Below are 12,122 nucleotides of genomic sequence, written 5' to 3'. Positions count from 1 at the left end.
GGCGCCGACCGCGTCGCCGAACTCGGCGCCCGCACCCTCGCCCGCGCCGTGCGCGCCGCACTCGACGCCGCACCCGCGACCGTCCGCGCCGCCGCGGCCGCCGTCGCGGTGCTCGGCACCGCCCGCACCGACCTCGTCGCCGCCCTCGCCGGCGTCCCCGGCCCCCGCGCCGACGAGACCGTCGCGATGCTCGGGGAATGCGGCGCGCTCACCGCGGGCGGCGACGTCCACCCGGCCGCGCGCACCGCCCTCCTCGCCCCCGGCGACGGCCGCCGGACCGCCGAACTGCACGCCAGGGCCGCCCTGTTGCTCAGCGACGCGGGCCGCCCGGCCGAACAGGTCGCCCGGCACCTGATGGAGGTCCCCGGCATCCCGCAGCCGTGGATGGCCGCCGTCCTGTGCGACGCCGCCACCGCCGCCGAGCAGCGCGGCGCCTTCGCCCTCGCCGCCGGCTACCTGCACCGCGCCCTGGACACCACCCCCGAGGACGACCGGCTGCGCCTGCGCTTGGCCGTCGCCCTCGCCCAGACCGACCCGCTCGCCGCCGTCCCGATGTTCCGCGCCGCCCTCGCCCTCGCCGCCGACCCCGCCGACCGGGCCCGGATCGCCGTCGAGTGCGCCATGGCCTGCCTCGCCGTGCCGCTCGCGCCGACCCACCGCGCCGAACTCGCCGAGGCCCTCGAACGCGCCCTCGACGGACCGGACGGCGACTGGGGCCCCCGCCTGCGCTGGCAGGTCCGCACCGCCCTGCTCGTCACCGGCCGCGGCCGGGCGTCGGCCGTCGCCACCGTCCCCGTGCCCCGCGCCACCGCGTTCACCGTGGCCCGCGACGACACCGCCAACGTCCAGGAGCAGGCCCTCGCCGCCCTGCGCGCCGCCCTCGCCGGGCACTCGCGCGAACTCGCCGTCGCGGCCGCCCGCCGCGCCGTCGCCGCCGCCGGTCCGTCCTGCCCCGGCTGGCCGCTGATCACCGCCGCGGCCGCCCTCGCCCTCGCCGACGAGACGGACGCCGCGACCACCGCCCTCGACCGCGCCGTGCGCGGCGCCGGCCCGTGGTCCCGCACCCTCGCCCGCACCGGCCGTGCCCTCGTCCTGCACCGCGCCGGCGCCGTCGCCGAAGCCGAGGCGACCGTCCGCGCCGCCATCGAGGACTTCGGTGCGGCCGGCTCCGACGCCTGTCTGACGGCCCCCCGGGCCGTCCTCGCCGCCGTCCTCGTCGACCGCGGCGAAGCCCACCGCGCGGAAGCGCTCCTCGCCGACGCCGACCGCTCCGAAGCCGGCGGCACCGGCCTGGAGGAACAGCTCTTCCTGCTCGCCCGCGGCCGCGCCCGCTGGGCCCACGGCGACGCCGACGCGGCCCTCCACCTGCTGCGCGCCTGCGGCCGCGTCCAGTACGACGCGGGCGTCGCGAACCCCGTCTTCGCCCCCTGGTGGGCGGACTCCTGCCTGGTCCTCGCCGCCGTCCGGCGCCCGACCGAGGGCCGGGTCCTCGCCGAGTACGGCGCCGACCTGGCCGCCCGCTGGGGCACCGCCCGCGCCCTCGGCCTCGCCGCCCTCGCCTCCGGCGCCGTGACCCCCGGCCGGGCCGGCCTCGACCGCCTCGCCGAGGCCGTCCACCTGCTCGCCGCCTCACCGGCCCGTGCCGAACACGCCCGCGCCGAGTTCGGCCTCGGCCGCGCGCTCCTCCTCGCCGGCGACCCGGCCGGCGCCCGCGAACACCTGCGGACCGCCACCGCCCTCGCCGGCGGCTGCGGCGCCCTCGCCCTCGCCAGGGCCGCCCGCCGCCTGCTGATCACCGCCGGCGGCCGGATGCCCGAGGTCGCCACCTCCGCCGCCGACCTGCTCACCGGCGCCGAACTCAGGGTCGCCGGCCTCGCCGTCGACGGCGCGAGCAACCGGCAGATCGCGCGCACCCTCTTCGTCACCGTGCGCACCGTCGAGTCCCACCTGACCAGCGTCTACCGCAAACTCGGCGTCACCCGCCGGGACGGCCTCGCACCCGCCCTCGACGGTGCCCGCCGCGGCGCCGTCCGGGCCGCCGAGGAACCGCCCCCGGCCGGCGGGCCGACCGGCTGACGACCACCACCTCCACCCCGCGCCGATCCGGCGCACCTCACACGGCAAGGGAGCCCGAGACCCGGGTGAACTGGATGAACGACGTTCCTGTGAGCCCGTGGGGCGAGACTCGCGACCCCACGGAGACCCCGTCGACGGCCCGGCCGACCGGGCCCGAGGCCCCGGCCGGTCCCGGGCTGCCGCCCACCCACGGCGCGCCCCCGATCGAGACCGATGCCACTGAAGGCATGCACGTCGACGAGGGGTCGGCGAGAACCGGGGCCGCTCTCCCGGCGCCGGGAGGGCAGCGCGCGCTCGACCCGGCGCACCCCGGTGCCCGATCAGCGCCCATGGTTCCGCCGGACGCGAGCCCGCCACGCGCGCGGCAGCGCGAGCGTGCCACACTCGCCTCCGTCCTCGACGGTGCCTTCGCCCCGGCCACTGCCGCTGCCTCGGCCACTGCCGTCGCCCCCGCCACTGCCGGCGCCCGCCCGGTCGTCGTGGCCGTCACCGGTGCGCTCGGCTACGGACAGAACGCGCTGGTCAGGTGGGGCGCCACCCGAGCCGAGCGGGCCGGGCTGCGGGTCCTGCGGGCCCGCGCCGCCCATGCCGAGTCGGGGCCGGCCCTCGGGGCCGTCGCCCAGTGGCTCGGCTCCCTCGACGGGCCGCTCGACCACCGCCTCGACCGTCCCCTCTCCGGCCTCGCCGAGTTACTGCGCGCCGCCAGGAGCCGGCCGGCCGTCCTCGCACTGGAAGACGCCCAGTGGCTCGACGCGCGGTCCCTGCACTGGCTGGGTGCGCTCTCCCGGCGCTGGGCCGGCGTCCCGCTCGTGCTGCTGTGCGGCGGCAGCCGCCTCGGAACGCCCGACCCCGACTGGTACGACCTGCTGGCCGGGACCTCCGGCGCGGCCGCCGTCCACCGGCTCGCCCTCGGGCCCCTGGACGGCACCGACGTCGCGGGCGCCGTGCTGCGGGCCTGCGGCGGCCCGGGGGAGGAGGGGTTCGCCACGGCGGCGGGCCGGATCTCCGCCGGACACCCCGAGGTCCTCGACGACATCCTGCGGCGGTTCGCCGGCGACGGCCACCGTCCCGTCCTCGCCCGCGTGCCCGAACTCGCCGCCCTCGGCGGCACCGTGACCGGCGACCACCTGATGCGGGCGCTTCGCGGGCACAGCGACGAGGTAGTGGCCGTGGTGCGGGCGCTGGCCGTGTGCGGTGACCTGCTCGACTTCCCGCTCACCTGCCTCCTCGCGGGCCTCGACACCCTGAACGAGGCCCGGCTGCGCGCCGTCCTCGCCGAACTGCCCGGCGTCATCGCCGGCCCCGGCGTCGAACCGCTGCTCGTCCCGGCGCTGCGCTCCCGCGTCCTGGCCGCCGCCACCGCGGCCGAGCGCGCCGACCTGCACACCCGGGCCGCGGAACTGGCCCACCGGGCCGCCGCCGACGACCTCGCGGTGGCCGCCCTGCTGCTCGGCGCGGCCCCCGCCGGCCGCCCCTGGGCCGTCCGGGCCCTGCAGACCGCCGCCGAGGCCGCCGCCCAGCGGCAGAACCAGCGGCACGCCGCCGCCCTGCTCGGCCGCGCCCTCGCCGAACGCCCCGCACCCGCCGAACACGCCCGCCTCACCCTCGAACTGGCCGCCACCCACCTGATCGCCGAACCGGAAGCCGGCGACCACACCCTCGACGCGATCCTCCGCCGCCCCGCCACCGCCGGCTCGGCCGCGGGTTCGTACGCGGCTGCCGCCGATGCCGCCGCGGGTTCGTACGCGGCTGCCGCCGAGGCGAACCCGCATTCGGCGCTCACCACCCCGACCGCCCCCGCCTCCGCCCTGCGCGTCCGCGCCGCCGACCTCGGGCTCACCGGGGGTGCGGTCACCGTCGTGCGGCGGGCCGTCGCCGAGACGCTGCCCCGGCCGGAGGAGCCGTACCACGACGAGCTGCTCGCGCTCTTCTGGTGCGCCGACCCGGCCGATGACGGCGAGTCCGCCCTGCCGCTGCCCGAGTTGCCGCAGCTGCCGCCGTGCCCGACGGTCCCCGCGCAGGCGGCGGTCCGGGCCTGGCAGCTCGCCGTCGGCGGCCGTCGGCTCGACCTGGCCGGTGCGCTGGCCCGGACGGCCCTCGCCGCGGCCGGCTCCCCGGGGGACGACGCCTTCGACGGTCCGCTCGTCCAGCCGTGGCTCGCCGCCTGCCGGACGCTGTGCCTCGCCGATGCCAACGACGAGGCGCAGGCGGGTCTGGACCGTCTGCTGCGCGGCCTGTCCGGGAACCGGCTGCGGCTGGCCGCCCCGCACGTGCTCGCGCTGCGCGCCGAACTCAACCTGCGGCGTGGCCGGTTGGAGCCCGCGGACCGTGACGTCGCCGAGGGCGAGCGGGCGCTGCGCCTGCTCGGCCGGCCCGACGCCGTCGCGCCGTACCTGCGTGCCGTCGGGATCCTCGTCGACCTTGAGAGCGGCCGTTGCGAGCGTGCCCGCGAACGGGCCGTGGCCCCGCTGCCCGCGGGCGCCGAGGCGAGCGAGCACTGGGCGCACCTGCTGTTCGCACGGGCCACCGTCGCGCTCGGTTCGGGCCGCCCGGCGGAGGCGGCCGAGCTCCTGCGGGAGTGCGGCCGGCGTCTGCTCAGCCGGCACCGGCTCAACCCGGCGCTACTCCCGTGGCGTTCGGTCGCGGCGCTGGCCCACCACGCCCTGGGCGATCCGGACGAGGCCGTCCGCCTGAGCGAGCAGGAGCTGCGGCTCGCCCGCCGCTGGGGCGCGCCGATCGCGATCGGCTGGGCCGAGCTCAGCGCCCACCGGGTGGCGGACCGGCCCGGCCGGCTCGCCGGGATCCGCTCGGCCGCCACGGACGCGCTGCGCAGCGGCCCGGCCGGCCCCGGCTACGTGCGGGCGCTCGCCGAACTCGCCGCCGTCGAGCTCGCCGAGGGCGGCGACCGGCACGCCGCCGAGCGCTCCCTCGCCGAGCTGTGCGTGCTGACGGCCCGGCATCCGGCCGGCCCGATGGCCGCTCGCGCCCGCGACCTGGCCGGGACCCTGGACCACCGCGTCGTCCACCCCGCGGACCCGCGCTGGGAGAGCCTCACGCCCACCGAGCGGCACACCGCCGAACTGGCGGGCCGGGGCCGCAGCAACCGGGACATCGCCGCGCTGCTGGCCGTCTCCAGCCGCGCCGTCGAACTCCGGCTCAAACGGGCCTACCTCAAGCTCGGCATCCACGGCCGCCCCGAACTGCGGGCGCTGGTCCGTGCCATGGAAGGACACTGAACGATGCTCCACGACCGGGACACCGAACTCGCCGCGGTACGCCGGGCCCTGTGCGACGCCGACGGGGGCCGCTCGTCGCACCTGCTGCTCACCGGTCCGTTCGGCATCGGACGCTCGGCCTTACTGCGCGCCCTGCCCGGGCTGGCCGACGGTCTGCGCGTGCGGGTCCTGCGGGCCGACGCCGCCCCGATGGAGCAGGACTTCGCGTTCGGTGTCGTGCGCCAGTTGTTCGACAGCCTCCTCACCGTCCTGCCCGCCGACACCCGGGAGCGGTGGCTCGCGCGCGCCGGAGCGGCGCGTGCCGTCCTCGGCGACTTCGTCCCGGACATCCTGGACATCTCGGACATGCCGGCCACCCCGGCCACCCCGGACACCCCGGACGCGACGGACACCGCGACGGATCCCGCCGACGCCGAGCCGACCGGCGCCGTCCTCGCCGACCTGCGCCGCCTGCTCGCCGAACTGAGCGCCGACGCACCCCTGTTGCTGCTCGTCGACGACCTCCAGTGGGCCGACGGCCCGTCGCTGCGCTGGCTCGCCCACCTCACCGCCCGCCTCGACGGCCTGCGCGTGGTCGTGGTGTGCACACTGCGCGACGGCGACCAGGGCTCGTGGCACCCGCTGGTCCGCGAGGTCGCCGACACCGCCCGCGAGCTGCGACTGACGGCGCTGTCGCCCACCGCCACCCGGTCCCTGATCCGCGACCGCTTCACCGACCCGGGCCACCCGCAGGCCGCGCGTCCGCAGACCGCCGATCCGGAGACCGCGGACCCCGGCAGATCGGAATCCTCCGGCATCGACGCCGAGTTCGCCGACGCCTGCCACCGGGCCGCCGTCGGCAACCCGCTCTTCCTGGTCTCCCTGCTCGACGTCATCGCCGCCACCGCGGCCCGCCCGACCGCCGCCCATGCCGAGACCGCCCGCACCCTGCGCCCCGGGCGCCTGCGCGACCGGATCGTGACGTGCCTGCGCACCCAGAGCGCGCCCGTGCGCGACCTCGCCGCCGCGATCGCCACCCTCGGCGAGCCGGGCGACACCGCGCCCGCCGGGCGCCTCGCCGGCCTGGACCCCGTCGGCTGCGCCGCCGCCCTGCACGCCCTGCACCACCTCGGCCTGCTGCCCGACCCGCACCGTGCCGCCTTCGTCCACCCCGTCGTCCGGGACGCCGTCGAGGCCTCGATGAGTGCCGGCGAGCGCCAGCGCCGCCACGAGGGCGCCGCCGCCGTGCTGTACGACGCGGGGCGCCCGGCCGAGGAGGTCGCGGCCCAGCTGATGGCCGTCGCGGCCTCCCGGCACCCGTGGTCGGGCGCCGTCCTGCGCGGCGCCGCCGACACCGCGCTGCGCCGCGGCGAACCCGCGCCGGCCGCCCGCTACCTGCGCCGCGCCCTGCTGGACGTCCCCGACGGCGATCCCGAGCGCGCCCGCCTGCTGGTCGAACTGGCCGTCGCCGAGCGGTCGTTCGACCGGGCGGCGTGCGAGCGGCACATCGCCCAGGCGATCCCGCTGCTCGCCACCGCCCGCGAGCGTGCCGCCGCCGCGCTCCAACTGCCGGCCAACTTCCTGCGCGCCGCGAGCCCGACCTCCGCCGCCCTGCTGCGCCGGGTCGCGTGCGAACTCGGCGACCCGGACACCCTCGACGGCGCCGCCCGCGAGGCCGCGCTGCGCCTGGAGGCCCGGCTGCGCCACGCGGACTGCCGCGACCCCGCCCGGCTCGCCGACTCCATCGGCCGGCTCGGCGTCATGGAACCGGCGGTGTGCTCGCGCGGCGAGCGCGAGCTGCTGGCCGTCCTGCTGCACGCGGCCACGCTCGGCGCTGGCCGCCCGGCCGCCGAACTGGCCGGGCTGGCCGAGCGGATCCTCGAACGGGAGCCGGCCACCGTCCGCAGCCCGCACTCCGTCGTGCCGCTGCTGGTGACCACGCTGGTCGGCGCGGACGCCCCGGGGGCGCTGGAGTCCTGGCTCTCGGCGGGCGAACGGGGGCGGCACCCGGGCGGCCCGGCCGATGACTCCGCGCCGGGCCACGCCGAGCAGGCCCTCGTCCACCTGGCCCGCGGCCGGCTCGGTCTTGCGCGGGAGCAGGCCGAACGCGCCCGCCTGCGCGCCGAGGCCGGCGGGCCCGAGGGCGACGGCCTCGCCACGGCGGCCCTCGCCGCGGTCGCGCTCGCAGCCCGTGACCTGCCGCTCGGCGCCAAGGTCCTGGCCGACGCGGACCGGCGCTGGCCCACGGGCGCGGCCCCCGCGGCGATGCTCGGACTGCTGCGCGCCCGTCAGCAGGCGCACCGCGGCGACCCTTCCGCCGCCCTGGACACCGTCCTCGCCTGCGGCCGCGAACTGGAGTCCGCCGGCTGGCGCAACCCGGTGCTCTTCCCGTGGCGCCCGTGGGCGGTCGGCCTGGCCCGCCAGCTCGGCGACGCCTTCGCCGCCCGCGCGCTGATCACCGAGGAGCTGGCCCGCGCGGAGGCGTGGGGAGCCCCGGCGGCGCTGGGCCGCGCGCTGCGGCTCCAGGCCGCCCTGGCCGGCGGCGCGCGGGCCGTCGACCTGTTGCGGGAGTCGGTCGAGGTGCTGCGGCGCTCGGCCGACGAGCTCGAACGCGCCCGCGCGCTGCGCGATCTGGGCCGGCGGCTCGGCGGCGGGGCCGAGGCGGCGGCGGTGCGCAGGGAGGCCGCCCGGCTGGCCGCCGCGTGCGGCGCCGGCTGGTCCGAGGAGTGGGCCGGAACCGCGCCGGGCCGGGAGGCCGGGGTGCCGGTGGACGTCGTGCTGACGCCGTCCGAGCGCCGGGTCGCGGACCTCGTCGGGCACGGTCTGACGAACCAGGAGATCGCGGCCGAATTGCGGGTGAGCGCGCGGGCCGTGGAGAAACATTTGACGAATTCCTATCGCAAGCTCGGTATTTCCGGCCGCCGGGAACTTGTGACGGTTCTGTGCGAGGCCGAACCCGTTGTTCGTGTTTGATCCCGGCGACCGCGCCGGAAAACCCGTCCGACCTGCCGCCACGGAATCGAACTCATGCTCGCCGAACCGTGACCGAACCCTACCGAACCTGCCCTGACCTGCAAGGATGTGCACCGTACCGAACGACCGGCCGAACCCCCCGACCCCACACCGAACCACCGGCCGTACGCCCACAGAATTGGACCGGACCAGCCCGGGCGCCGTTGACCTGCCGGATCGGCGGTCCCTAGAGTCGAAGCAGAGTTCACCGCGAATCAGGCCGTTCGAGCCGACCCGGCCCGAAAGAAATGGCCGGGATTTCCCGCGGAAATCAGCACCGCACACGCGCCCCGAAGGGATCCGACTGCCGTGGTCATCTCCTCTTCCGCCCTGGCCGATACCGCTCGGACCATCGTGTGCGATCGAGAGCCAGGTCACGACGCGGCGCCGCAAACCCGCACCGTCACCGATCAGGCCGGCCTCAACATGGCCCAGCTCGACCGCACCCTCACCATCCGGCAGGCCAACGAGGCCTTCTTCTGGCAGTTCGGACGCTCCTCGTCCGAGCTCTGCGGCCGGACGTTCAGCGAGCTCGTCCACCCGAGCGTCCAGCAGCCGCTGCTGCGCCAGTTCTCCGGACTCATCGAGGGCCGCCGGGACCGCTTCGCCACCGACGTCATAGCGATAGGCCCGGACGAGGAGACGTTCACCGTCCCGCTCACCGCCGTCATGGTCCGCGGCGGCCTGCCCGACGAGTCGTCGATCATGGTGATGATGCCCAACCGCGACGGCGAGGCGGCCGAGTCCGAGGTCGTCGCCGGCCGCAAGAAGCTGCTCAGCGAGATCGACGCCCGGATCCTGGAGGGCATCGCGGCCGGCGTCTCCACCGTCCCGCTCGCCGCCCGGCTCTACCTCAGCCGCCAGGGCGTCGAGTACCACGTCACCTGCCTGCTGCGGAAGTTGCGCGTGCCGAACCGCGCGGCGCTCGTCTCGCGCGCCTACTCGATGGGCGCCCTCAAGGTCGGTGTCTGGCCGCCGAAGGTCGTGGAGAGCTTCGTGAAGTAGCGGCACCGCAGGAGCACCCCCCGTCAACGGCGGGGCGCAGCCGGGCAGCGCCGGCCGCGCCCCGCCGTTCGCGTGCCCTCCCGTCCTGCCGTCCTCCCGTCCTGCCGTCCTCCCGTCCTCCCGTCCTGCCGTCCTGTCACCGCGCGCCTCGACGGCCGCTCAAGGCCCGCTCGAAGCCGGGTGGAGAGTAGTAGTCGCGCCGCTACGCACCGTGTTCTGATCGGGTACGGGCCCCGGGAGCCCGGAGTGCGGGCCCCGGAGACGGGTCTAGACGCGTGGACATGCACCTGAGCCTGGTGGCCATGGTTCGTCGTCCCGGAGTGGATTTGACTGGGTGCCATGACGACGAACTCGCAGAACGCAGGCAACCGCAACAGCATCCAGACCGCCGAGGGCGCGCAGACCGCCCGGGCCGCCCAGGACGACCGCTCGACGGTCCTGGTGGTCGGCGGCACCGGGAAGACCGGCCGGCGCGTCGCGGACCGGCTGGCCGCCCGCGGCCGGACCGTCCGGATCGGCTCGCGCGCCGCCGACGTGCCGTTCGACTGGAACGACGAGACGACGTGGGAAGCGGCGCTGGAGGGCGTCGGCGCGGCCTACCTCACCTACTACCCGGACCTCGCCTTCCCGGGCGCGGTCGAGTCGGTGGGCGCCTTCGCCCGGCTTGCGGCCCGCCGGGGCGTGGCGAAGCTGGTGCTCCTGTCGGGCCGCGGCGAGGAGGCGGCCGAGGCAGGGGAGAAGGCCGTGATGGAGGCCGGCGCCCGTTGGACGGTGGTGCGCTGCGCGTGGTTCGACCAGAACTTCAGCGAGAGCTTCTTCCTCGACCCGGTGCGCGCCGGTGAGCTGGCGCTGCCGGTGGGCGACGCGGTCGAGCCGTTCGTGGACGCGGACGACATCGCGGACGTGGTGGTCGCGGCGCTCACCGAGGACGGGCACGACGGCGAGGTGTACGAGCTGACGGGCCCCCGGCTGCTCTCGTACGCGGACGTGGCGGCGGAGTTGTCGCGGGCGACGGGCCGGGAGGTGCGGTTCGTGCCGGTGTCGGTCGAGGAGTACCGGGCGGTCCTGGCGCGGGAGGGCCTGCCGGGGGACTTCGCGGAGCTGTTCTCGATGATCCTGGACGGCCGCAACGCCCACACCGCGGACGGGGTGCGCCGGGCGCTGGGCCGGGAGCCGAGGGACTTCGCCGACTTCGCCCGCGAGGCGGCGGCGGCCGGCGTGTGGGAGGTCTGAATGGGAGCCCCGAGCCCGCGTACCGGAGTGCCGGCGGCCCGCCGCTCCTCCCGCCGCCCCTCGAACTGCTTTCCGTAGCACCGCCCGTGAGAGTCCCCGCGCCCGCGGGGACCGGGTGAACCCGAAGGAAGCCCCTGATGCGCTCCGACCAGACCGCACCACCCTCCACCTTCCACGCCGCCTACGGCGCCCCCGCCGCCCCCGTCGCCGCCCGGGGCAAGGCCGCCGGGCCCGTGCTGGTGGCGGCGACCATCGCGATGGGCCTGATGGCGGGCCTGTTCTTCGCCTTCGACGTCTCGGTGATGCCGGGCCTCGCGAAGGGCGACGACCGCACCTACGTGACGGCGATGCAGAACATCAACAAGGCGATCGAGAACGGGCTGTTCGGCCTGGTCTTCGTCGGGGCCTTCGTGGCGACGGGCGTCGCCGCCTACCTCCAGCACCGGGCCGGCCGGCGCAGCGCCGCGTTCTGGGCGGCCGCCGCGACCGTCCTGTACGTGGCCGCGCTGATGGTCACGATGGGTGTCAACATCCCGCTCAACAACCAGCTGGCGGCCGCCGGCGACCCGTCCGCGATCACCGACTTCCACGGCGTGCGGGAGAAGTTCGAGGGCACCTGGGTGGCCACGAACATGCTCCGCACCCTGCTGTGCACGGCGGGCCTGGCCGCCCTCACCCGGGCGCTCGTCCTCCACGGGCGCGGCTCCCGCTGAGCGGCCCCCACCGGCTCCCCACCGTCTGACGTCACCGCCTGACGTCACTGCCCGCCCGGGTCGCACGTACCGGGCGGGTACTGCCGCGTTCACGCCCGCGCGTCCCTCAGGGCGCGCAGGGCGGCGGCCAGTTCCGTGACGGTGGGCCCGGCGGTGGTGGGCCCGGCGGTGGTGGGGTCGTCGGCGGTGGGGTCGTCGGGGTGCAGGGTGACCGTCCAGTCCCGGGCCCGGACGGTGACGGTGACGGCGCCGCGGCGGGTGCGGAGGAAGGCGGGCAGCGTCCGCACCGCCCGTCCGAGGGCGCCGCGGCCGACGGCCAGCACCCGGAGCGCGTCGGCGGGCCGGTCCGCGCCGGCGCCGGTCTCCCCGGCCGTGCCGGTCTCCTCGACCTCCAGCCCCGGGACCCTGCGCAGGTGCTTGCGCAACGGGCGCAGCTCGCCCGGATCCGAGACCGACACCTCGGCGCGGCCCGCGCTCAGCGGCGGCACGACGCGGCCAGCACGAGGAGCAGGACCAGGACGCCGAGGGCGGCCGCGCAGCCCGACGCGCCCTGCGGGTTCTTGCGGTCGGCCTCCACGGTGCCGCCGGGCGGCACGCCCGGGTGCCGTCTCGCGTAGTGGTCGATCTGCAGCTCCTCGGCCCGTGACTCCGGGAGCCAGGGCGTGCGGTAGCCGCACTCGCCGCACCAGTAGCGGTACGCCATGTCGTTTCCTCCGAGGTGTCGTTCGCCGTGGTCGTCGTCCGTCGCCGTTCTGTGCGCGGACCCTTCGAGCGTGGCGTCCGCGCAGGTCGGGGGACAGGACAAGGCACCGGCCATATGTGACCGGCCGTCACGGTAGGCTCACGGATGGACATGAGCATGCAAGAC

The 12,122-nt window shown here is 77.2% G+C and carries 8 protein-coding genes; 6 read left to right on the top strand and 2 right to left on the bottom strand.

Annotation, left to right across the window (positions count from 1 at the left end; translation table 11 throughout):
- The 6 genes from ACFVU9_RS38455 to ACFVU9_RS38430 all read left to right on the top strand — a co-directional run.
- On the top strand, positions 1–2,076 hold a 2,076-nt coding region (locus tag ACFVU9_RS38455), incomplete at its 5' end, for a LuxR C-terminal-related transcriptional regulator (RefSeq protein WP_387601641.1).
- 329 nt (positions 2,077–2,405) lie between these two features.
- Positions 2,406–5,312: a LuxR C-terminal-related transcriptional regulator gene (locus tag ACFVU9_RS38450; RefSeq protein ID WP_387601638.1), complete on the top strand. Its 2,907-nt coding sequence runs from the start codon at positions 2,406–2,408 to the stop codon at positions 5,310–5,312.
- A gap of 3 nt (positions 5,313–5,315) precedes the next feature.
- Positions 5,316–8,264: an ATP-binding protein gene (locus ACFVU9_RS38445; RefSeq protein ID WP_387601635.1), complete on the top strand. Its 2,949-nt coding sequence runs from the start codon at positions 5,316–5,318 to the stop codon at positions 8,262–8,264.
- A gap of 393 nt (positions 8,265–8,657) precedes the next feature.
- Positions 8,658–9,308, top strand: a complete 651-nt coding sequence (locus ACFVU9_RS38440; protein WP_380446389.1) for a LuxR C-terminal-related transcriptional regulator — start codon at positions 8,658–8,660, stop codon at positions 9,306–9,308.
- Between the two features lie 339 nt (positions 9,309–9,647).
- Complete coding sequence (locus ACFVU9_RS38435) at positions 9,648–10,541, top strand: NmrA family transcriptional regulator (protein WP_380511396.1); 894 nt, start codon at positions 9,648–9,650, stop codon at positions 10,539–10,541.
- 137 nt (positions 10,542–10,678) lie between these two features.
- Complete coding sequence (locus tag ACFVU9_RS38430) at positions 10,679–11,254, top strand: DUF1772 domain-containing protein (protein ID WP_387601631.1); 576 nt, start codon at positions 10,679–10,681, stop codon at positions 11,252–11,254.
- A gap of 89 nt (positions 11,255–11,343) precedes the next feature.
- Here the strand turns inward: ACFVU9_RS38430 and ACFVU9_RS38425 are convergent, their stop codons facing one another.
- Both ACFVU9_RS38425 and ACFVU9_RS38420 read right to left on the bottom strand, forming a co-directional pair.
- Positions 11,344–11,742 (bottom strand): hypothetical protein, encoded by a 399-nt coding sequence (locus ACFVU9_RS38425; RefSeq protein ID WP_387601628.1) that lies wholly within the window; start codon positions 11,740–11,742, stop codon positions 11,344–11,346.
- Positions 11,730–11,957 (bottom strand): hypothetical protein, encoded by a 228-nt coding sequence (locus tag ACFVU9_RS38420; RefSeq protein ID WP_387601626.1) that lies wholly within the window; start codon positions 11,955–11,957, stop codon positions 11,730–11,732. The genes ACFVU9_RS38425 and ACFVU9_RS38420 overlap by 13 nt, the downstream gene beginning before the upstream one ends.
- Positions 11,958–12,122: the final 165 nt, after the last annotated feature.

This window comes from Kitasatospora sp. NPDC057936 (genome assembly GCF_042887525.1).
In the GTDB taxonomy this organism is placed as follows: Bacteria; Actinomycetota; Actinomycetes; order Streptomycetales; family Streptomycetaceae; genus Kitasatospora.
Note: the sequence above shows the minus strand (reverse complement) of the source record. Positions and strands in the feature narration are given on the sequence as shown.